The 21,158-nt window shown below is 68.3% G+C and carries 23 protein-coding genes; 3 read left to right on the top strand and 20 right to left on the bottom strand.

Features of this window, described 5'->3' with window-relative positions:
* Positions 1-8: 8 nt before the first annotated feature.
* On the bottom strand, positions 9-1,061 hold the full coding sequence (gene argC / locus EDL96_RS10050) for an N-acetyl-gamma-glutamyl-phosphate reductase (protein ID WP_123825723.1): 1,053 nt from the start codon (positions 1,059-1,061) through the stop codon (positions 9-11).
* A gap of 135 nt (positions 1,062-1,196) precedes the next feature.
* Here argC and EDL96_RS10045 point away from each other — a divergent pair, with 135 nt between their 5' ends.
* Positions 1,197-2,156: a quinone oxidoreductase family protein gene (locus EDL96_RS10045; RefSeq protein WP_123825722.1), complete on the top strand. Its 960-nt coding sequence runs from the start codon at positions 1,197-1,199 to the stop codon at positions 2,154-2,156.
* A 72-nt stretch (positions 2,157-2,228) separates the two neighbouring features.
* Here the strand turns inward: EDL96_RS10045 and EDL96_RS10040 are convergent, their stop codons facing one another.
* The 9 genes from EDL96_RS10040 to EDL96_RS10000 form a co-directional block, all read right to left on the bottom strand.
* Positions 2,229-2,954, bottom strand: a complete 726-nt coding sequence (locus EDL96_RS10040; RefSeq protein ID WP_123825721.1) for a hypothetical protein — start codon at positions 2,952-2,954, stop codon at positions 2,229-2,231.
* A gap of 138 nt (positions 2,955-3,092) precedes the next feature.
* Positions 3,093-5,681 carry a phenylalanine--tRNA ligase subunit beta gene (gene pheT, locus EDL96_RS10035; RefSeq protein ID WP_123825720.1) on the bottom strand — a complete coding sequence of 863 codons (2,589 nt, stop codon included), beginning with the start codon at positions 5,679-5,681 and terminating at the stop codon, positions 3,093-3,095.
* Between the two features lies 1 nt (position 5,682).
* On the bottom strand, positions 5,683-6,801 hold the full coding sequence (pheS, locus tag EDL96_RS10030; protein WP_123825719.1) for a phenylalanine--tRNA ligase subunit alpha: 1,119 nt from the start codon (positions 6,799-6,801) through the stop codon (positions 5,683-5,685).
* A gap of 258 nt (positions 6,802-7,059) precedes the next feature.
* Positions 7,060-7,530, bottom strand: coding sequence for an NUDIX domain-containing protein (locus EDL96_RS10025; RefSeq protein ID WP_233568827.1), 471 nt, complete (start codon positions 7,528-7,530; stop codon positions 7,060-7,062).
* Positions 7,527-8,462, bottom strand: a complete 936-nt coding sequence (locus tag EDL96_RS10020) for a TrmH family RNA methyltransferase (RefSeq protein WP_123825718.1) — start codon at positions 8,460-8,462, stop codon at positions 7,527-7,529. Before EDL96_RS10020 ends, EDL96_RS10025 begins: the two co-directional genes overlap by 4 nt.
* Before the next feature lie 23 nt (positions 8,463-8,485).
* Positions 8,486-8,872 carry a 50S ribosomal protein L20 gene (gene rplT / locus EDL96_RS10015; RefSeq protein ID WP_123825717.1) on the bottom strand — a complete coding sequence of 129 codons (387 nt, stop codon included), beginning with the start codon at positions 8,870-8,872 and terminating at the stop codon, positions 8,486-8,488.
* A gap of 103 nt (positions 8,873-8,975) precedes the next feature.
* Positions 8,976-9,170 carry a 50S ribosomal protein L35 gene (gene rpmI / locus EDL96_RS10010; RefSeq protein WP_047692783.1) on the bottom strand — a complete coding sequence of 65 codons (195 nt, stop codon included), beginning with the start codon at positions 9,168-9,170 and terminating at the stop codon, positions 8,976-8,978.
* 153 nt (positions 9,171-9,323) lie between these two features.
* Complete coding sequence (infC, locus tag EDL96_RS10005; protein ID WP_267900151.1) at positions 9,324-10,586, bottom strand: translation initiation factor IF-3; 1,263 nt, start codon at positions 10,584-10,586, stop codon at positions 9,324-9,326.
* Positions 10,587-10,886: 300 nt separating this feature from the next.
* Positions 10,887-11,807: an SDR family NAD(P)-dependent oxidoreductase gene (locus EDL96_RS10000; RefSeq protein ID WP_233568825.1), complete on the bottom strand. Its 921-nt coding sequence runs from the start codon at positions 11,805-11,807 to the stop codon at positions 10,887-10,889.
* Positions 11,808-11,965: 158 nt separating this feature from the next.
* Between EDL96_RS10000 and EDL96_RS09995 the strand changes: the two genes are divergently transcribed.
* Positions 11,966-12,400 (top strand): DUF1844 domain-containing protein, encoded by a 435-nt coding sequence (locus EDL96_RS09995; protein ID WP_123825715.1) that lies wholly within the window; start codon positions 11,966-11,968, stop codon positions 12,398-12,400.
* On the opposite strand, the gene EDL96_RS09990 is transcribed toward EDL96_RS09995, so the two are convergent.
* The 7 genes from EDL96_RS09990 to EDL96_RS09965 form a co-directional block, all read right to left on the bottom strand.
* Positions 12,391-13,260 (bottom strand): SseB family protein, encoded by an 870-nt coding sequence (locus EDL96_RS09990; RefSeq protein ID WP_123825714.1) that lies wholly within the window; start codon positions 13,258-13,260, stop codon positions 12,391-12,393. The genes EDL96_RS09995 and EDL96_RS09990 overlap by 10 nt on opposite strands.
* Complete coding sequence (priA, locus tag EDL96_RS09985) at positions 13,260-14,048, bottom strand: bifunctional 1-(5-phosphoribosyl)-5-((5-phosphoribosylamino)methylideneamino)imidazole-4-carboxamide isomerase/phosphoribosylanthranilate isomerase PriA (RefSeq protein ID WP_123825713.1); 789 nt, start codon at positions 14,046-14,048, stop codon at positions 13,260-13,262. Before priA ends, EDL96_RS09990 begins: the two co-directional genes overlap by 1 nt.
* A gap of 102 nt (positions 14,049-14,150) precedes the next feature.
* Positions 14,151-14,318 (bottom strand): hypothetical protein, encoded by a 168-nt coding sequence (locus EDL96_RS13470; protein WP_199732584.1) that lies wholly within the window; start codon positions 14,316-14,318, stop codon positions 14,151-14,153.
* Complete coding sequence (gene hisH / locus EDL96_RS09980) at positions 14,315-15,145, bottom strand: imidazole glycerol phosphate synthase subunit HisH (protein ID WP_123825711.1); 831 nt, start codon at positions 15,143-15,145, stop codon at positions 14,315-14,317. Before hisH ends, EDL96_RS13470 begins: the two co-directional genes overlap by 4 nt.
* On the bottom strand, positions 15,145-15,795 hold the full coding sequence (hisB, locus tag EDL96_RS09975; protein ID WP_123825709.1) for an imidazoleglycerol-phosphate dehydratase HisB: 651 nt from the start codon (positions 15,793-15,795) through the stop codon (positions 15,145-15,147). The genes hisH and hisB overlap by 1 nt, the downstream gene beginning before the upstream one ends.
* Complete coding sequence (locus tag EDL96_RS09970; protein WP_123825707.1) at positions 15,792-16,934, bottom strand: histidinol-phosphate transaminase; 1,143 nt, start codon at positions 16,932-16,934, stop codon at positions 15,792-15,794. The genes hisB and EDL96_RS09970 overlap by 4 nt, the downstream gene beginning before the upstream one ends.
* Positions 16,935-17,044: 110 nt before the next feature.
* A complete protein-coding gene (locus tag EDL96_RS09965; RefSeq protein ID WP_123825705.1) occupies positions 17,045-17,539 on the bottom strand; it encodes a LysM peptidoglycan-binding domain-containing protein in 495 nt (164 codons plus the stop codon).
* Between the two features lie 374 nt (positions 17,540-17,913).
* Between EDL96_RS09965 and lexA the strand changes: the two genes are divergently transcribed.
* A complete protein-coding gene (gene lexA / locus EDL96_RS09960) occupies positions 17,914-18,729 on the top strand; it encodes a transcriptional repressor LexA (protein ID WP_123825703.1) in 816 nt (271 codons plus the stop codon).
* A 97-nt stretch (positions 18,730-18,826) separates the two neighbouring features.
* Here the strand turns inward: lexA and EDL96_RS09955 are convergent, their stop codons facing one another.
* Genes EDL96_RS09955 through EDL96_RS09945 form a run of 3 tightly spaced genes read right to left on the bottom strand, consistent with a single transcriptional unit; the run spans position 18,827 to position 21,104 of the window.
* Positions 18,827-19,630: a carboxymuconolactone decarboxylase family protein gene (locus EDL96_RS09955; RefSeq protein ID WP_123825701.1), complete on the bottom strand. Its 804-nt coding sequence runs from the start codon at positions 19,628-19,630 to the stop codon at positions 18,827-18,829.
* A complete protein-coding gene (locus EDL96_RS09950; protein ID WP_123825699.1) occupies positions 19,627-20,055 on the bottom strand; it encodes a (R)-mandelonitrile lyase in 429 nt (142 codons plus the stop codon). Before EDL96_RS09950 ends, EDL96_RS09955 begins: the two co-directional genes overlap by 4 nt.
* Positions 20,056-20,081: 26 nt before the next feature.
* The gene (locus tag EDL96_RS09945; protein ID WP_123825697.1) at positions 20,082-21,104 is read right to left on the bottom strand and encodes a zinc-dependent alcohol dehydrogenase family protein; all 1,023 of its coding nucleotides are present in this window, start codon (positions 21,102-21,104) and stop codon (positions 20,082-20,084) included.
* Between the last annotated feature and the right edge of the window lie 54 nt (positions 21,105-21,158).

Here is a 21,158-nt window from a genome sequence, read left to right as displayed (position 1 = left end):
GGCTGCGGTCACGGTGCGACTCCCTGCTGCGTCAGCCCCGCCTGTTCGGGCAGGCCGAGCGCGATGTTCATGGATTGGAGGGCACCGCCGGCGGTGCCCTTGGTGAGGTTGTCCAACGCTGCGACCATGATCAGCCGGCCCGCGCGTTCGTCCACGACCACCTGGAGTTGCACGTGGTTGGACCCCACCGTGGCCTTGGTGGTGGGGATCTGGCCCTCGGGCAGGACGTGCACGAAGGCTTCGTCCGCGTAGGCCTCCAGGTAGAGCTCGCGCACCGCGGCTGCCGAGACGTCCCCGGTGAGCCGCGCCGTCGCCGTCGTCAGTATGCCGCGCGGCATGGGGGCCAGGGTGGGGGTGAAGGAAACCGTGACCTGCTTGCCCCCGGAGGCCCAGCCGAGACCCTGTTCGATCTCGGGAGTGTGTCGGTGCACGCCGCCCACGCCGTAGGCGGTCATGTTGCCCATGACCTCCGAACCCAGCAGATGGGGCTTGAGGGATTTCCCCGCACCGGAGGTTCCGGACGCGGCCACGATCACGATGTCGGTGGGTTCGACCGCCCCCGCTGCCACCGCGGGTGCCAGAGCCAACTGCGAGCCCGTGGGGTAGCACCCCGGAACGGCGATCCTCGACTGGCCCTCGAGCCTGCTGCGTTGGCGAGTTCCGGAGGGGTCCACGATCATCTCGGGAAGGCCGTAGGGCCAGGTCCCGGCATGCTCGGACCCGTAGAACTGCTGCCAGGCCCGGGCGGATTCCAGTCGGTGGTCGGCGGCAGCGTCGATCACCACGGTCTCCGCCGGCAGTTGAGCCGCGATCTCCCCCGAGGCCCCGTGCGGCAACGCGAGGAAGACGACGTCGTGACCGGCCAGGGACTCCACGCTGGAATCCGTGAGCACACGATCGGCGAGCTCGTGCAGGTGCGGCTGCAGGTCGCCGAGGCGCTGACCCGCCTTGGAGTGGGCGGCCACCGCACCGATCTGCACGTCGGGGTGGGCCGTGAGCAGCCGGAGGACTTCCCCTCCCGCGTAGCCGGTGGCGCCGGAAACAGCAACGGAAATCGTCATGGACCCACCATACGCAAAGTTATGCATTGCTGTCGATATTTATACAATCCCCACCGTGTGCCGCTCCGTCAACGGGGATAGGCTCGAGTCACGACGACGTACGACACGTGGCAGCAGCCCGTTAGGAGTGGATCGATGCGCGCAATCCGAATTCACGATCACGGTGGCCCGGAGGTCCTGACCTTCGAGGACACCGACGCCCCCACGCCGGGACCGGGTCAGATCCTGGTCACGACGTCACGCACGGGCGTCAATTTCATCGAGACCTACCAGCGCGAAGGCGTCTACGACGTCGATCTCCCGTTCCTGCCCGGCTCCGAGGGAGCCGGAGTGGTCGCGGCCGTGGGCGAGGGCGTGGAATCGTTGGCCGTGGGGCAGCGCGTCATGACCTCCCAGGGCTCCGGCACCTACGCGGAACAGTTCCTGGTCAACGCGGATCAGGCCGTGCTGGTTCCCGACACGATCAGCGACGACGACGCCGGGGCCCTCCCGTTGCAGGGCTTCACGGCGCACTACCTGACCCGGTCCACCTACGAGGTCGGCCCGGAGACCACAGCCGTCATCACGGCAGCAGCCGGTGGTGTGGGCGGTCTCGCGATCCAGCTCATGAAGCAGCTGGGCGCCACCGTGATCGGTTTGACCTCCTCCCCGGAGAAGGCGGAGACCGCTCGGCAGCTGGGTGCCGATCACGTCCTGCCCTACGAAGGCTTTGCCGACGCGGTCCTGGAACTCACCGACGGAGAAGGGGCCGACGTGGCGTACGACTCCGTGGGCCGAACGACCTTCGACGAATCGTTGGCGGCGGTCAAGACCCGCGGCACCGTGGTGCTCTTCGGTGGTGCCTCCGGGCAGGTCCCGCCGTTCGACCTGCAACGGTTGAACGCCATGGGGTCGCTCTACGTCACCCGCCCCTCCCTGAACGCCTACCTGCGCACACCCGAGGAACTGCAGTGGCGCGCTCGGGAGCTCTTCGAGGCCGTCGACGCCGGTCTGCGGGTCCGCGTGGGTGGCAGCTATTCGTTGGCCGACGCGGCCTCCGCCCACACCGACCTGGAGTCGCGCAACACCCAGGGGAAGCTCCTGCTGGTGCCCTGACAGCACTGAACGCCGAGGGGGTGTCCGGTTCCCGCGGGAACCGGACACCCCCTCGGCGTTCAAGCCTGCTCGTCAGCGATTCCGACGGCGCATCCACATCGCGCCGGCAATGCCGAGGCCCAGAGTCGCCACACCGGCCACCGCCCACAGCCAGCCCTTGACCTGCTGTTGGGTCACGGAGCGATCGGTGACTCCGCCGTCGAGCTTCCCGTCCTTCTCCGTGGCCAGCACCTGGAGCGTGTCGTCCTCGACGCCCAGCACGATGTCGGCGCTCTGTTCGAAGTCGTCCGTGACCTCGCCCGTGCCTTCACCGCGGACCTCGACCGCCTCACCCGGACGCGGGATGTACGGGTCGGCCATACCGGAGTCGAACCGCTGGTCACCGATCTCGTCGTCCTGGGGAAGGGTGATCTGGTAGACGGGGTTGTAGCCGGTGCCCTCCAGGGCATTGGTCATGTTCGAGTACTGGCCGCTGACCACCCAGGTCTGGTTGGCCCAGCCCCGCAACTGATCGGCACGCTGGAACGCGTTGTAGGAAAAGGCGATGAGCAGGACCGCCAGCAACAGTCCCGCCACGGCCACAGCGACGGAGGACCAGGTCACGGAAGAATCCGAGGCATTGTCCGCGTCAAGCCTTGAAAAGCCCTGCAGGGGGTCGTCCCCGCGGGAGTCCCCGTCCTGGGACTCCCTGCTCTCCGCGGCGTCGGCCTCCGGGCTTTCCTCGCGCTCCGGCACGGCCTCTCCCCCCAGCAGGTCGGATTCCTCGCTGCCGTCGTCGAAGAGATTGTGCTTTTCCATTCAGTGCTCCTGCCGGGGTCTTGTGGACGTGGCCCGATACCTCAGGGTTCGCTCGGCTCCCGCCCGCCGGGACCTGGGTGGTCGATGGGGGACCCGCATTGCACCCCACGGTATCGCGCGAAGTGTGGGCGGTGAGCCTCAGCCGCGCAGGACCGCACCGTGGCGCTGTGCCGTCAGGTCGACCGCCGCCTGCCGTGAGGCCGATGCCTCGTCCGCCGTGAGAGTGCGGTCCGGGGCACGGAAGCGCATGGCGAGTGCCACGGACTTCTTGCCCGATTCGATCCGGTCACCTTCGTAGACGTCGAACACCCGGACCTCCTCGAGGAGGTCCCCCGCGCCTTCGGTGAGAGTGTCCACCAGCGCGGCGGCGGGAAGCTCTGCGTCAACCAACAACGCGACGTCCTGGGTGGCGGCGGTCTGGACCGACAGGCTCTGGGCCTGAACACCCTCTGCTTGGGCCGCCAGGACGACGTCGAGGTCCAGTTCCGCCGCACACGTCCGTTCGGGCAGGTTCAGCTGTTGAACCACCTGCGGGTGCAGTTCACCGGCCCACCCGACGTGCTGACCATCCGGGGTGGTCAACTCTGCGGTCCGCCCGGGGTGGAAGGCCTGGTGCTTGCCCTGAGCGACGGTCAGCCGGACGCCGAGGGCCTGCCCCACCAGGAGGGCGTCGTCCAGCGCGTCCTGCCAGTCGAAGGCACGGGCGCTGACACCGGGGGCCGCCGCGGCGTCGTTGCCCGCCAACACGATGCCGACGCGCAGCGGTTGGTCCGGAATCCCGGCGTTGATCTCGTCCAGGACGGACTGCTCGAGCTTGACCGCCCCCGGGGGCACGTGGGCGGAGCCAAGCTGCTCGCCCGGCAGGAACACCAGCCCGGCTTCGAACAGGGCAAGGTCCCTGAAGCCGCGGGCGTGATTGCGCCGCAGCGTGTCCAACAGGCCGGGAAGCACGGAGACACGCAGCCGCCCCTTGGCCTCGGAGATCGGGTTGTGCAGCTGGACGCCCGCGATGGCCTGTTCGGCGGACGGAGTGCCCCACAGGGTGTTCTCCTCCTCGGCGGCGAACGGATAGCTCAGCACCTCGGTCAGGCCGGCTGCGGCCAGGCTGGTCAGCACGCGCTTGCGCCCGATCTGACGGCGGGTCAGACCGCGTCCGGGAGGGGCGATGGGCAGGCGGGACGGGATCTTGTCGTACCCGTCCAGCCGGGCGACCTCCTCCGCCAGGTCCTCGGGTGCGATCAGGTCGGCACGCCAGGACGGCGGGGTGACCAGCCAGGCGGCTGCGTCGTCGTTGCCGGTCGAGCCGGTGGCCGCCGCACGGTGCACGGTGCACCCGATGCGGGTCAGCAGTTGCTCGACGCGCTCCGGGGTGTAGTCCACCCCCACGCGCTCGGAGACGTAGTCGGCCGGGAGACGGACGACTTCGGTCCGGGGGCGCTCGACACGAACGTCACCCGCACCCGGCTCGGCCGTTCCGCCGGCCAGTTCCACCAGGAGTTCGACGGCGCGCTGGGCCGCCGCAGCCTGGATCTCCGGGTCCACCGACCGCTCGAAACGCTTGGAGGCCTCCGAGGGCAGTCGGTGCCGACGCGCGGAGCGAGCGATCGTGATGGGGTCGAAGCGGGCGGCCTCGACCAGGACGTCGGTGGTCTCCGCCCCCACCTCGGTGGAGGCCCCTCCCATGACGCCGGCGATGCCGATCGGACCGGAGGCATCGGTGATGAGCAGGTCCTCGGTGTCCAGGGTGCGCTGCTTGTCGTCCAGCGTGGTCAGGCTCTCGCCCGCCTGTGCCCGGCGCACCACGATCGCTCCGTCCACCTTGGCACGGTCGTAGAAGTGCAGCGGCTGCCCGAATTCGAGCATGACGTAGTTGGAGATGTCCACGGGCAGGCTCAGCGAGCGGATGCCGGCCAGGCGCAGGCGCGAGGCCATCCAGGTCGGCGTGGGACGGGAGGGATCGATGCCCTTGACCACGCGGGTGACGAACCGGTCGCATCCGGACACGCCGTTGATCGGTGCCTGGTCGGCCAGCTCAACGGGGTGTCCGCCGTCGTCGGTGGCCTCCGGTGCGCGCTCTGCGGCGTCGAGGACGAAGTCGTGGAAGGGTTCATTCACGGCGTGGCAGTACTCGCGGGCCACGCCACGGATCGAGAAGCCGTACCCGCGGTCGGGGGTCACGTTGATCTCGGCGGCCTCGTCGTAGAGCCCCAGCAGATCGAGCGCATCCGTGCCGAGTTCGGGATCGAGTCCGATTCGGGAGAGCACCAGGATGCCGTCGTGGTCGTCGCCGATGCCCAACTCCCGAACGGAGGCGATCATGCCGGCCGAGGTGTGGCCGTAGGTCTTGCGCGGGGTGATGCGGAAGTCACCGGGCAGGACGGCACCGGGCAGGGTGACGACCACCTTGTCCCCGACCTCGAAGTTGTGCGCGCCGCACACGATGCCCTGCACACCGGACGGGTCGATGCCCTTGCCGGTGAGCGTCTGCTCCTGGCCTTCCGGGACCACGCGGACCTGGCACCAGTTGATGGTCTTGCCATTGGAGTGTTCCTCCGGCTCGCGGCTCAGGACCTGACCCACGACGACGGGGCCGGAGATCTCGTCCGTGGGCCGGTGGACCTCTTCTTCCTCGAAGCCGATCGAAACCATGGTTTCGAGCACCTGCTCGGCGGTGGCCTCCTGCGGGACCGGCGCGTACTCACGCAGCCATGACAAAGGAATGCGCATCTCAGACCTCCATTCCGAAGTGCTGGCTGAAGCGGATGTCGCCCTCGACGATGTCGTGCATGTCGGGGACGTTGTTACGGAACATCAGGGTGCGGTCGATCCCCATGCCGAACGCGAAGCCCGAGTAGACCTCCGGGTCAACGCCGGCCGAACGCAACACGTTGGGGTGGACCATGCCGCAACCGCCCCATTCGATCCACCGGGGGCCGCCCTTGGCGTTCGGGTGCCAGACGTCCATCTCGGCGGAGGGTTCAGTGAACGGGAAGTAGTTGGGACGCAGCCGGATCTCGGCCTCTGGGCCGAGCATCTGGCGCGCGAAGTGCTCCAGCGTGCCCTTGAGATCGGACATGGCCAGGCCCTTGTCCACGGCCAGGCCCTCGATCTGGTGGAACACCGGCGTGTGCGTGGCATCGAGTTCATCGGTACGGAACACACGGCCCGGGGCCACCACGTAGATCGGGACTTCGCGCGAGAGCAGCGAGCGCATCTGCACCGGAGAGGTGTGGGTGCGCAGGACCAGGTGCGATTCCGGCGGATCCACGAAGAACGTGTCCTGCAGCTGGCGGGCGGGGTGATCGGGCTTGAAGTTCAGGGAGTCGAAGTTGTACCACTCGGACTCGACCTCGGGGCCTTCGGCCACTTCCCAGCCCATGCCGACGAAGATCTCCGCCGCACGGTCCATGAGCATGCTGATGGGGTGACGGCCGCCGATGCGACGTCGTCGTCCGGCGGCCGTGACGTCCACGGCCTCTTCGACCAGGATCCGTTCGGCGTGCTCCGCCTCCAGGACTTCCTGGCGGGCGGCAACGGCCTTGTTCACGCGGCCGCGGGCCTGTCCCATGAGCTTGCCCGCAACGGCCTTCTGGTCCTTGGGGAGCTTGCCGATCGCGCGGTTGCCCAGGGCCAGCGGGGACTTCTCCCCCGTGTGCGCCAGCCGGGCGACCTTGAGCTGGTCCAGGTCCGTGGCGGCGTCGATGGCGGCCAGAGCCTGATCGACCGCCGCGTTCACCGCTGCTTCGTCCGTGGGATCGACGGCGGGATCCGCTGGGGCGTCGGTCTGGACGGACTGGGGTTCGGCCGGGTCCTTCTCCGGTGTCGGTTCTGGCGTGCTCTGGGACATGCGGCTTCTTGACCTCTGCTTTCGGTACGCGCGCTCCGGGTGGAGCCGCCTCGGCCGTCAGAGGCCGGGTCGATTCACCGGAGTCCCCGTTGGCAGGGCGCACCACGCGCGGAATGACCCGAGGTCACTCCTGCCACGGGCCGGACACAGTCTACCGAGTTCCCGTTCCTTCCGCCGACCACACCGTTTCCCGTCGACCGCACCCCGGACACGCGGTGTGGTCGCAACCAGCGGTGTGGTCGACGGGGAGGAAAGGGCTCAGCGGAGCCGGGCGAGCAAGGCTTCCACGATCGGACGGTCGGCCGGGATCCATTCGAGGTCCCGGGCGGCTGCGCCGTCGTCGTGCAGCGGGATCCAGCGCAGATCCAGGTGGTCGGCGCCGTCGTACTGGGGGCCGAGCATCAGTTCGCCGCCGGTGACCACGGCGGTCCAGACCCGCATGGCCGAGGACTCCTTGAGCGGCCAGCCCTGGGCGTGCGGTCCGGGGATTTCGTCCAGCAGGCGCAACTGGACGTCGAGTTCCTCGGAACACTCTCGGATCAACGCGGCTTCGCAGGAGGCATCATCGGGGTCCGCTTTGCCCCCGGGGAACTCCCACATGCCTCGCAGGGTCTCCGGGTACGCCCGCTGGGCGGCCAGGAAATGGGTGGGGTTCTCCGCGTCATCGAGGACGGCGGCGCCCACCACCTGTGTCCGGAAGACGTGCTCCGGCCCGATCTCTTCGGTCACGACGACGCCCCTCTCCGCTGAGCCCTGGCGGATGCGTAGAGGCACAGCGTGGCAGCGGTCCCCACGTTGAGCGATTCGGCCCGCCCGTACAGGGGCACGGCCACGCGATGGGCTGCGGCGGCTTTCTCTTGTTCGGACAAGCCCTGCGCCTCGTTGCCGAACAGCCAGGCGGTCGGCGCCGAGAGGTCACACGGCGCGGCAGCACCGGACACGGAGGCATCCTGGAGGGTGTCCAGATCAAGCGGCGCGTATCCGTCCGCGGCCAGCAGTTGGGCCCCGGAGACACCGACAACCTCCACGAGGTCACCGAACTCAACACCCGACACCACGGGCAGGTGGAACAGCGAACCGGCGGTCGAGCGCACGGTCTTGGGGTTGAAGAGGTCGACGGACCCGGTGGTCAGCACGACGGCGTCGGCGCCGGCGGCATCCGCCGCCCGGATGATCGTCCCCGCATTTCCGGGATCCTGGACGCGGCACAGGACGGCCGTGAGGCGAGCGCCGCCCAGGACGTCGGGGAGAACCTGGGCAGCTACGCGGCACACCGCGATCGCCCCCTGGGGTGACTGCGCATCGGACATGGCACGCAGCACCTCGTCCGTCACCAGGCGGACGAAGACCCGCTGCCCACCAGGGACATCCGAGGCCCCGTCGGAGACCGCCCGGCTCACCAGTTCCGCGATGTCGGGGTGGTGTTGCAGGCAGTCTTCCGTCACGTACAGGGCGTCCAGTTCGGGGACGTCGATCGCCGTCGTCCCCGTGCTGCGGTCCAGGTGGGCAGCCAAAGCCTCCCGGACGTTCTGCGGCCCCTCGGCCAGGAACAGTCCGTGCTTGGAACGCGCGGAACGCCTCGCCAAACCCGCTACGGTCCGGACCCGATCGGCTCGGGGGTTGGACAGAACGGATTCGGCGAGGCGTTCCGGAATGCTCACGTCAGTGCGCGCCAGAAAGGAAATCAGGCAGCGTCGCGCGGAGCGGAGGTGTCAGCCGGCAGAGCCTTCTTGGCCACCTCGACCAGGGCCACGAAAGCGGCCTCGTCGGTCACGGCGAGCTCGGCGAGCATACGGCGGTCGACCTCGACCTCAGCCAGCTTGAGGCCCTGGATGAAGCGGTTGTAGGTCAGGCCGTTGGCGCGGGCAGCGGCGTTGATGCGCTGGATCCACAGACGACGGAAGTCACCCTTGCGGGCGCGACGGTGGTCGTAGTTGTAGACGTACGAGTGGATGACCTGTTCCTTGGCCTTGCGGTACAGGCGCGAGCGCTGTCCGCGGTAGCCGGAGGCGGCTTCCAGAGTAGTCCGACGCTTCTTGTGGGCGTTGACCGCCCGCTTCACACGTGCCACGTGTGTACTCCTTCGATGTTCTCACCGGTTGGGGCACCGGTTGTTGGCTTGCACGTTCGGGTGCGGGACGCCGTGGCGCCCGCGGGAGCTCAGAGAGCCGGGGTCACTTACCCAGCATCTTCTTGACGACCTTGGCCTCGCCCGGGGTGACGATCTTGTCGCCGGCAAGGCGGCGGGTCAGGCGGGAGGACTTGTGCTCCAGGTAGTGGCGGCGGTTGGCCTGCTGGCGCTTGACCTTGCCCGAACCCGTGATCTTGAAGCGCTTCTTGGCACCCGAGTGGGTCTTCATCTTCGGCATGTCAGCCGTCTCCTTGTTGAATTTCACCGTCGTTCACGGTGCGTCACCGGTGTGGTGACCTGGTCTGCGCGGTGCCGCACGTGTTCGGTGCGACACCGCCTGTTGTGCTCGCTCCGTCGTCTCCCGGTCCCGGGTGCGACGGTTGAGTCTGTCTCAGCCCTGGCTAGGCCCCGGCTTGGGGCCGGGACGCGGGCCGGCACCGGGCTTCGGTGCGGGCTTGGCGGAGGCACCCGGCTTGGGCGCGCCTCCTGGCTTGGGTGCCGCGCCCGGTGCGGGTGCGGGTCGTGCGGCGGGGCGCGGTGCGTTGGCGGGACGCGGGGCCGACGACGCCGGACGCGGGCCTGCCGAGCGGGCCGGTGCACCGGTCCGCGGGCCCGACGACGGACGGCTGCCCTCGGTGCGGGGAGCGGAGGACGGACGCCCACCGGGGCGGCCGCCGCGATCGGAGCTGCGCTCCGGGCGGTCGCCGCGGTCCGACCCGCGATCGGGACGATCTCCCCCGCGGGGTCCGCCACGTTCACCGCTGCGGCCGCGACCACCAGCACCACGCTCGCGACGCTCCTCCTTGGGAGCCATCACAGGCGGCTGGTCCTCGGAGACCTTCAGCGGCGGGGCACCTTCCGGCACCTCGAACTTCTGCTCGGCCATCTTCCGCAGCTCATCGGGGATGGCTTCCCCGATGCTGTTTCCACCAACCGGCAGCGCGGACTCGGTGTCGATCATCCCGGCCGCGCGGGCTTCACGCTCACGGTCACGCCGCGAGGACTTGGTCTTGAGCGGCACGCGCGACTCGGTTTCCTCCGAGTCCTTCGCACGACGGGCGGCCGCACGGGCCTCCGACTTGTTCTTGAGCGGGCCCAGCACCATGACCATGTTGCGGCCGTCCTGGCGCGGACTGGATTCGACCTGGCCGAACTCCTCCAGGTCCTCCGCGAGCTTCTGCAGCAGGCGGACGCCCATTTCCGGGCGGGACTGCTCACGGCCGCGGAACTGGATCATGGCCTTGACCTTGTCGCCCTCGCCCAGGAAGCGACGAGCGTGACCGACCTTGGTCTCGTAGTCGTGGTCGTCGATCTTCAGACGGAAACGGACCTCTTTGAGGTTGGTGTTGGTCTGGTTCTTGCGGGACTCACGGGCCTTGACCGCGGCTTCGTACTTGTACTTGCCGAAGTCCATGAGCTTGGCCACAGGCGGCTTAGCGTTGGGAGCCACCTCGACCAGATCCAGGTCCGATTCGCGGGCAAGTCGCATGGCGTCCTCAACTCGGACGATGCCAACCTGCTCACCACCGGGGCCCACAAGACGGACCTCGGGGACTCGGATTCTGTCGTTGATGCGTGGATCGCTGATGCTTGACTCCTGATCTAGAGCCGGGTTCCACCCCGGCGTCCTGGTGCTCTTCGAGTGCGATGGCAACAAAAAACCTCCGCTGCCATGAGGGCCAAGCGGAGGTCACGGTGAACGTCGCCACGGAACCACCGGGGTTCCACCATCGCAACCGTTGCTGCGATCGTCGGTCTGTCGAGACCGTTCGGCGGACGATTCTTCGTCTCTTACCCGGGGACTGCTGCGAGCAGGTCCTTCTGCCGCTGTGTCCGCGCGGGTGGGAGTCACCTCCACTTGCGCACTGCCGACCATCATACACGGGGAGCCGCGGGACGGGCAGGGGCCGCGACGTGATCCGTCTCCCGTCGTAGGCACCGGGCGGGGCCGTGGTCACTGCCTAGCGGAATCAGGTCCCAGAAAGGGTGCCGTGAGAGATTCGACGGCGTCCCAGAGTTCAGTCTCGCGGCCGATGTCATAAGACTCAGGGGAGGAATCCACGACGCGCCCACGGTCGATGTAGGCGCCATTGGGCGCTGCGTTCCCGGCGAACATGGCGTCCGTCAGCAACTCGCCGGCACGTTGCGCCGATGTGGCCAGCGGCGACAGGGTGAGCAGGGGCATGATGCGTCTCATCACGTACCTCGCCGGTGCCGCGGCTTCTCGAGCCAGGCCCGTCGCCGGCACGAAACCAGGGTTGTACGCGTGGAACGTGCCGTCACCGGCAAAGTGTCGGGAGTAGGCGTGAACCAGGTAGATCCCAGCCAGTTTGCTGGTCGAATAGGCCATGCGCCCAGCGCTGGCGCGCGCAGGGCGGGGGAAGGCTCCGGGACGGACCAGGGTCTGCGGATCAGCCCACCGCGGGCCCGGCACCATCCCGAGGTTGTGCCGGAGGTCGCCGAAGTGCGTGTCGCTGACGGTCACCACCGTGTGCGCGGCCGGTGCAGCGTCTTCTCGGAGCAGTCGGATCAAGACGTGGTTGGCCAGGACATTGACAGCAAAAGTCGATTCGAATCCGTCTTCGGTCACGGTCAGCGCGTTGGTGTGTTGCACTCCCCCGTTGAGGGCCATGACACGGATGGGAGGGACAACACCGTCGGAGACCAGTGCCGCCACATGGAAAGCAGCCGCTTGCATACTGCCCATGGACGCCAGATCGGCGTCGATCACGGAAACCCGCGCAGGATCCGCCCCGAAGGAACGCACCACGTCAGGGGTCCCGGGACGAGCCAGGACGAGCAGGTGCGACTGCGGGCTCTCGGCCAGGACTCGACGCGCCGCCACGTGACCGATACCGCGAGTAGCGCCGGTCATCAACACAGTTTGTTCCGCCATCATGTTCCGCGATCCACCTCCCGGGGATGACGTACGTCGCGAACGGCAGCACCTCCACGGCGCTGCCCGTTGCACTGTCACTTCGTTGCACCACCAGCATGCAACACCGGTACCGGTCGCCCCTTAGGCTTGCGCGTATGACTTCCGAGAACACCTTCCGCTTCGACGACGACGCCCCTTCCGACCCGCACGACCAGGGTTCCGCCGTCGGTGGATTGGAACCCGAGACGAAGGCGGCCGTGGACGAACAGATGCGTGACATCGCGGAGGTTCCCGCGATCGAGGTGATCACCACGTCGGCGGTGCACCTGATGTCTGCGGCCGCCGTGAAGTGCGGCCTGGCCGACTCCCCCGACGCGGATGACCTCAAGGACCTGGACGAGGCACGCAAGCTCATCACGGCCCTGGCGGGGTTCGTGACCGCGGCCGCCCCGGAAATCGGTTCCCAACACGCAGCACCGTTGCGCGACGGCCTGCGCTCCCTGCAGTTGGCCTTCCGCGAGGCCTCCCCCTATCCCGATCAGCCGGGGCAGGGACCGGGCGAGAAGTTCACCGGCCCGGTCTACAGCTGAGCGGTCTCCAGCGTGATCTCCAGGGAATCGACGCCGTCGGCCAACGCCGGTTCCCTGGCGATCCGCAGTTGAAAGACCTCCAGAACCGCGTTCAACCGGTCACGGTCCAGACCGGGGAGCAGCTGAAGGACCACGTTGAGTTCGGGCCCCGGCCCTCCGCCGCGCAGAGGGTTGCCGTTGGGTGCCACCGCGTTGGCGCCACGGCCGGGGCGGACGTGAGCTCCGGCCACCCCCGTCAGCCCCAGGGCGGCGTCGAGCACGGCGCGGGACACGTCGGCATCGGCGTACGACGGACGCCAGGTCTCCGCCTTGGCCACGGCCCACAGCGCGGGGCGCCTTACCACGAAGGGCTGGGCGGACCCCGGGTTCAGGACCAGTAATTCCGTGCCGTCCTTGACCGCAGCGAGCGCGATCTTGCGGACCTGCGCGGCGACCGGACGGGCTTCCTTGTGCCACTGCCCGATGAGGCGGTCCGAGGTGAAGACGGGTTGCGCCTTGCGCCCGTCAGCGGCCTGCAGGGTCACCAACGACATGTCGGCTTCCTTGTCCGCCACGAGTCCGTCCTCCGTGATCTCGGCGTGGCTGACCTCCGCGAACACCGGGACGAAGAGCCTGGTGTCCGCCAAGGCGGCCACCACGTCGGTCTCGTCGGCCTCCCCGACTTCCCAGCGCTCAAGGACGCGGGCCAGGGCACGGTCGGCGGCCCCGTCGTCGTCGGCGAACTGGTGGGTGTGCCCGTGCGCCAGGTCGCGCCCGGCCCATGCCTGACCACCTGTGTCCGTTTCGCCTCCGGCACTGCGCAGCTGAGCCGCGATGTGCGGGGGCAGCTGCCGTCCACCCGGGGTCTGTTCGGAGGCCATCAGGCGGTGGGACGGCCGGCGACGTCGAGGGCCTGTTCCAACGTGAAGCGGCCCGCGTAGAGCGCCTTGCCCATGATGGCGCCCTCCACGCCGGCGGGAACCAGCTGTCGCAGCTGCGCGATGTCCTCGAGGGTGGCGATGCCACCGGAGGCCACGACGGGCTTGTTGGTCCGCTGCGCAACGTCCTTGAGCAACTCCACGTTGGGGCCCTTGAGCGTGCCGTCCTTGGTCACGTCCGTCACGACGTAGCGCGAGCAACCATCCGCTTCCAGGCGGTCGAGCACCTCCCAGAGGTCGCCGCCCTCCTTGGTCCAGCCGCGCGCGGCCAGGGTGGTTCCGCGGACGTCCAGCCCGACGGCGATCTTGTCACCGTGCTCGGCGAGGACCTTCCGGGTCCATTCGGGGTTCTCGAGGGCCGCCGTGCCGAGGTTCACCCGCGCCGGGGTCAGGGACAGAGCGCGTTTCAGTGATTCGTCGTCGCGGATGCCGCCGGACATCTCGACCTTGAGGTCCAGGGCCTGGGCCACCCGGGTCAGGACGTCGATGTTCTCGCCCGTGCCGAACGCAGCGTCCAGGTCGACCAGGTGCAGCCACTCGGCTCCCGCGTCCTGCCAGGCCTGCGCCGCCTCGAGCGGGTCGCCGTAACCGGTCTCCGAGCCGGACTCCCCCTGAACCAGGCGGACGGCCTGGCCGTCGCGCACGTCGACGGCAGGCAGCAGCTCCAGGCGCGGCAGGCCCTGTCCCTGAGCGGCGAGTTCTGCCACGCGTTCAGCGGTGTTCTCAGTCATGTGTTTCCTCACGAATGTTCTCGGTTTGGTTCTCGCGGTGACCACAGTGGCGGTTCTGGGCCGGTTGGGGCCGGTTCCGGGCCGGGTGGGGCACGTGAATTCTCAGGCGTTCAGGCCGACCAGCCAGGACCAGCCGCCGTAGACGATCAGCGCTGCCGAGGCCAGGGCCAGCAGGCCCACGACCCACTTGGGGAACCCCTGCTGGTGGAACGAGATGACGCCTCCGGCCAGGAAGGCGCCCAGGACCATCAGAATCACGGACCAGCTCATGCTTCTCTCCCGGCAGCAGCCTCGGCCTGAGCCTGGGAGGTGGCCTCCGGCAGGCCGTCGTCGTCATGGCGCTGATCGAGGAGGGCATCAAGGCGGCCCGTGGTCGGCAGGGTGGCGATCCAGTTGCGGAGCAACTGCAGGCCGGCCTCACCGGATTTCTCCGGGTGGAACTGGGTGGCGCACAGAGCCCCGTTCTCGACCGCAGCCACGAACGGTGCACCGTGCTCCGACCAGGTGACCTGCGGCGGGACCATGTGGCTGCTCCCGGCCTCGAAGTTCCAGTCCTGCACCCCGTAGGAGTGCACGAAGTAGAACCGCTGGTCCTCGATGCCCTTGAACAGCTCGGTTTCCGGCGGCGTCCGAACCGTGTTCCACCCCATGTGCGGGACCACGGGGGCGCGAAGCCGCTCGACCGTGCCGGGCCATTTCCCCAGCCCCTCGGTTTCCTCCCCGTGCTCGACCCCGCGGTCGAAGAGCACCTGCAGCCCCACGCAGATCCCGAGGACCGGACGGCCACCCATCAGGCGGCGTTCGATCAGCGGGACGGCGCCGACCTCGCGGAGGCCGTCGACCACGGCCCGAAACGCTCCGACGCCGGGGACCACCAGGCCGTCGGCGTCCAGGACGGCCTGCTTGTCGCGCGTCAACAGGACGCGAGCACCGGCCGCCTCGAGGGCCCGTACGGCGGAGCGGACGTTCCCGGCCCCGTAGTCGAGCACGACGACGACCGGTTCCGCGTGGGTGGAGCCCGTGGGCCCGGCGCCGACGGTCTCAGGGGCCGGGATGGTCTTGCCTTCGGGGGTCACACCGTCCGAGGCCTCCCGCATCACAGGGCGCCCTTGGTCGAAGGCACTCCGGTGACCCGCGAGTCCGGTTCGACGGCGGATCGCAGGGCGCGGGCCAGCGCCTTGAACTGTGCTTCCGCGATGTGGTGGGGATCCCGGCCGCGCACGAGTTCCATGTGCAGGCAGATCTCCGCGTGGAAGGTCAACGACTCGAACACGTGTTGGACCATCGATCCCGTGAAGTGCCCGCCGATCAGGTGGTACTGCTGGCCTTCGGGCTCGCCGACGTGGACACAGTACGGGCGGCCGGACACGTCGACGACGGCGCGGGCCAGCGCCTCGTCCAACGGGACGGAGGCTTCCCCGAAACGCCGGATGCCGCGCTTGTCCCCCAGCGCCTCCTTGATGGCTTCGCCGATCACGATGGCCGTGTCCTCCACGACGTGGTGCACGTCGATGTGGGTGTCCCCCGTGGCTTCGACCTTGAGGTCGATCAGGGAGTGCTTGGACAGCGCGGTGAGCATGTGGTCGTAGAACGGGACGGTGGTGGAGATCTGGTTCTCCCCCGTGCCGTCCAGACTCACCTCCACGGCAATCTGCGATTCGTTGGTCTTGCGCTCCACGCGGGCCGTGCGGCCACGGGCTGCGCCGTCACGGGCGGTGGTTTCGGTGGGCTGGTCGGTGGTGCTCACACGGTCTCCGTGGGGTGCTCGGTGTCGGTCTTGCGGTCCAGAAATGCCTCGACGGCGTCCAGGAAGGCGGTGGTCTCCTGCTCGGTCCCGGACGTCACCCGCAAGTGGCTCGGGATTCCGACGTCGCGGATGAGAACGCCACGTTCCAGGAGGTGGCGCCACATGTCCCCGGAGTCGAAATCGCCGCCGAAGAACACGAAGTTGGAATCGGAATGGGCCGGTTCGAGCCCCATGCGTTTGAGCTCGTCCACGATCCGGTCGCGCTGCATCTTGATGTCTTCGACGTCGGCCATGAGCGTTTCACGGTGCCGCAGGGCAGCCAGCGCCGTCGCCTGGGTGACCGCGGACAGGTGATAGGGCAGGCGCACCAAACGCACGGCGTCACTGACCTCCGGCGCGGCGGCGAAGTAACCGATCCGAGCACCGGCCAGGGCGAAGGCCTTGGACATGGTCCGGGTCACCACCAGACGGGGGCGACCGGGCAGTAATCGCAGGGCGGTGGCCGCGGGATTGCGGGCGAACTCGGCGTAGGCCTCGTCCACGACGACGATCGTGTTGCTCTCCTCCCCTGCCTGGTACACGGCCTCCACGACGTCGTCGTCAAGCGCTGTACCGGTGGGGTTGTTCGGGGAACAGAGGATCACGATGCTGGGGCGGTGTTCGCGCACCTGGTCCGCCGCCGATTCCGGGGTCAGTGTGAAGTCGGTTGCCCGCTGACCGGCAATGAATTCGGTGTTCGTGCCCGCCGCCAGGATCGGGTACATCGAGTAGGTCGGGACGAACGAGAGGACCGCGCGTCCTGGGCCCCCGAAGGCCTGCATGAGTTGCTGCAGGATCTCGTTGGACCCGTTGGCGGCCCACAGGTTCTCGGCCGACAGCCCGTGGCCCAGGTACTGGGCCAGCTCCTGACGCAGTTGAGTGAACTCTCGGTCCGGGTAACGGTTCAGCCCGCGCGCGGCGCGGGAGACCTCCTCCACGATCGCCTGCTGGACGTCAGCGGGGACCGGATGGGTGTTCTCGTTGGTGTTGAGCGTGACCGCCACGTCGAGCTGCGGGGCCCCGTACGGGCTCTTGTCACGCAGGTCGTCACGCAGGGGCAGGGCGTTGAGAAGTTCGGTGCGGTCGTTGGGCTCAGTCACCGGGCCAGTCTACGAGGCACGGGCCCGGGCCGCGATTCACAACGACGACGACCGTGCGACCGCGCGGCGCGGCAACGGTCCGTTCGGGAGCCACCCTCCCCTTGCGTCCCTCAGTTGGCGGGGACCAGGAGCTGCTGCCCGGTGGTCACGGACTGGGACTCCAGGTCGTTGAGTTCCATGATCTCGGAGATCACCGCGCGGGTGTCCCGTGAGGAATCCACGCTGCCGGCGATTTCCCACATGCTCTGGCCGGGGTCCACGGTCACGATTTCAGTCCCGTTGCCCTCGGCGGGTTCGGTGCTCGCGGTGACCGTGGCCGGGGCGACGATGACCAGCAGGGCCACTGCGACGGCCACGGTGGCCAGCATCACGGGAAGGCCGATGAAGAGCAGGCGGCCCCGTCGCGTCAGGTGCACCGAGCCGCTTTCCCGGCTCCGGGTGCTGGTGGCATCCGCACGTTCCTTGCGCTGCAGCACGGGCACCGACGCCGCGACCTCGCCCGCGAACGCACGGCAGCCAGAGCGTAGGCCCCGCACGACGGGCGCCCCGCCCACACGTGCGGACGAGCCGAGCTGGATACGCGGTCCGAAACTGATGGCTGACATTGGAATGCACTCCTTCTTGCCGGGGTCTGCCTGACCTCCGAGGTCCTGACCGTTCCTCACCCGAGGCGCCGGTCCGTGAACCACTGCGGTTCCCCCGACAGATCACCCTGGGGGCTCGAACAGGTGTTCGATTCCGTTTCGAACATTTCTAGCACGTATGTACGAACGGCGTCGACACGCTTTCGAACATTTGTTTGATCACGTGAGTAAACTCCCATATCCTGAGGGGGTGTTGGCCCGTCGAGATCGAGTCGGGATCGAACACCTCACCGGCTCCGGACAACGGAACTCCGCGTTGGGAGGTTCACCGTGGACCAGTCAACGCAGGGGGTCGGACAACACAAGGAATCCCGCAGCGCATCCAAAGGACGGCCATGGCACCCAGCGACCGCAAGACCTCTGATCCGGGGCAGCCGCAAGACCTGTCCGGGCGACGTCCCTTGTCCGCGCGGCAGCAGAAGATCCTCGACGTCATCCGCCGCTCGATCGCGGAGCACGGCTACCCGCCGTCGATGCGCGAGATCGGCGACCTCGCGGGCCTCGCCTCGCTGTCCAGCGTGACCCACCAGCTCAACCAACTCGAGCGCCTGGGGTGTATCCGGCGGGACCCGAAGCGGCCTCGAGCCATGGAGGTCCTCGACCCGACCTCACCGTTGACCGCCCAGGAATCGAACACCGGGACGGAGGCGACGGATTCGAACACCGTGGAGTTCCGCCCACGGTTCACGTCCGCGCGGTCCATCGGCGACTCGTCGTCGAGCACGGCAAGCACGCGCACCGGTACGGTGTCACGGTCCTCCGATTCGTCCTCCGACGACGTCGCCTTGGTCCCCCTGGTCGGTCATATCGCAGCGGGTGTGCCCATCACCGCGGACCAGCAGGTCGAGGACACCGTGGCGCTGCCGCGTCAGCTCACCGGCCGCGGTGAGCTGTTCATGCTCAAGGTCCGCGGTGATTCGATGATCGACGCCGCCATCTGCGACGGCGACTGGGTGGTCGTGCGACAGCAGAACACGGCCGAGAACGGTGACGTCGTGGCAGCGCTGCTGGACGACGAGGCCACGGTCAAGACATTCCGACAGCGCGACGGTCACACGTGGCTGTTGCCGCAGAACACGATGTACGAACCCATCCTGGGTGACCACGCAACCGTCATGGGCAAGGTGGTCTCCGTGCTCCGCAGCCTCTGACGGCCCCGCGCATCCGGAACCGTCATGACGGAACCACGGTCCGGATGGATCGTGGTTCCTGGGTTTCCCCGATATCCGGGGTTCTGGCTGTTCCGGTTCAGACTTCGCGAAGGTAGGCCTGGACCTGGCGGATGGCGTTCAACGCCACCGGGTAGCCCATGTAGGGGAAACCCTGAACCAGCGCCGCAAGGACCGTCTCGACGTCGTTGCCGGCACGGACGGCGGCGGCCACGTGGGGCTCGAGTTGCGGGGTCAGACCGGCTGCGGCGATCGCCACGAGCAAAAGCAACTCCCGGGTGGCGACGTCCAGGCCCCCTCTGGTCCAGAAGTCACCGAAATGGAAATCCGTGAGGAATCCGGGGACCGCGGAGGCAAACTCCCCGGGCAGCCCCTCCGTCGACTCTGCAATCTCGTCCCCGTACAACTCGCGCTGGATCTCGAGCCCGCGGGCGTGACGGTCGTCGTCGTCGACCGTCCCTTGCGTCGGCAACGGAAGCGTGTGGCCACGCTCGGTGAGAACCTCGGAGACCACGCCTATGGCGTTGAGAGCCCGGGGAAACCCGATGAGAGGCGCCAGCTGATAGACGGTCTCCAGGAGTTCGACGGGTTTCACTCCCACGTTGAGTGCCGCCGCCGAATGTGCCCGCAACTGCGGAAGGGTCTGCAACGCGCCCAGGACACTCACCGTGACCAGTTCCCTCGTCCGGTCGTCCAAGTCACCGGTGGCGAACACGTCACCGAAGATGACGGAACGCAGGATCTGCATGAACTCCGGGTGCTTCTCCGGGGCGTGCCGGTCCCGCACCCCGAAGAGCCGTTCGAAGACCTCTTCCGATCGTTCGACACGGTCCTGCCCCGGATCCTCCGGGGCAGGACCGGGCCCGGCGGCGTTCTCGCTCATGCCCACCCCAGTTCCTTCTTGGCCACGGCCATCGCGCGGGCGTACTCGTCGTCGTCAACGGGCTCGAGCCACGTGGTCGGGTCCGTGTCGTCGACTGATTCGAGCATGGCCACGTGAGCCATGAACCGGTCGTCCAGGGCCCCGTGCCAGTGCTCCTCGTCTTCGGCCGCCCACACGGTCTCCCCCGCGCGCAAGACCATGACCTCACCGGCCCGGTTGACGACGACGCCCACGCCGTCCGTGCAGTAGAGGCTCTGCCCGAGCGTGTGGGTGTGCCAGTTGGTGCGAGCGCCCGGGGCAAAACGCACGTGCGCTGCGGTGAGCTTGGAGGTACCCGGTTCGGACACGATGCCGTCGACGTAGACGTCTCCGACGAACCGCTCTGCAGGGCCCTGGCCGGTCTGATGGTTGTTGAACCGTTCCATGGTGTTCTCCTTCTGGACCTCTGATCTCACATGCGAACGAGCGCCTTGATGGCGCGGCGTTCGTCCATGGCCTTGTAGCCTTCCGCGATCTCCTCCAACGGGACTTCCAGGTCGAAGACCTTGCCGGGGTTGATCTCGCGCTTCAGGATCAGATCGATCAGCTCGGGCAGGAAGCGCCGTACCGGTGCCGGTCCGCCGAGCAGGTGGACCTCCGCGCCGAACAGCGCGTCTCCGGGCAGGGCGACGTCGTGCGCCACGCCGACGAAGCCGACGTGCCCGCCGGGGCGGGTGGAGTGGATGGCCTGCAGCATGGACTCCTGGGTGCCGACCGCTTCGATCACGGAATGGGCCCCGTAGCCGCCGGTCATCTCCTTGATCCGGGCCACACCGTCGTCGCCTCGCTCCTCCACGATGTCCGTGGCGCCGAACTCGCGGGCCAGCTTCTGCCGCGATTCGTGCCGGCTCATGGCGATGATCCGCTCGGCTCCGAGCTGCTTGGCGGCCAGGATCCCCAGCAACCCGACGGCGCCGTCGCCCACGACTGCCACGGTCTTGCCGGGACCCGCTTCCGCGGCCACGGCGGCGAACCAACCGGTTCCCAGCACGTCGGAGGCGGTCAGCAGGGACGGGATCAGGTCATCGTCCGGCTGCCCCGGCGTGGCGACGAGCGTCCCGTCGGCCAGCGGAACCCGCATGAGTTCCGACTGCGCTCCGGTGGGGCAGGCGAACTCTCCGTGCAGGCACCGGGACTGGTACCCGTCCTGGCAGATCTCGCACGTGTTGTCGGAGGCCATGAAGGAACCGACGACGAAGTCGCCGACCTTGACGTTCGTGACCTCCGCGCCGATCTGTTCAACCACGCCCACGTACTCGTGACCCATCGGGCTCGGGTCCTTGGTCTCGTCGATGCCCCGCCACGGCCACATGTCCGATCCACACACGCAAGCCGCGCTGACCTGGAGGACGGCGTCCGTGGGCTTCTCGATCTGCGGTTCCTCACGGTCCTCGACCCGTACGTCGCCGGGTCCGTGAATGATGGCTCCACGCATGGTTGCTGCTCCTCGTGCCGAACGTATGGCGCGTCGGTCGACGCCGTCCACGTC

Origin of the sequence: Kocuria soli (assembly GCF_003797835.1) — a bacterium.
GTDB classification, from domain to species: Bacteria; Actinomycetota; Actinomycetes; order Actinomycetales; family Micrococcaceae; genus Kocuria; species Kocuria soli.
This window is presented reverse-complemented; position numbering and strand designations above follow the sequence as displayed.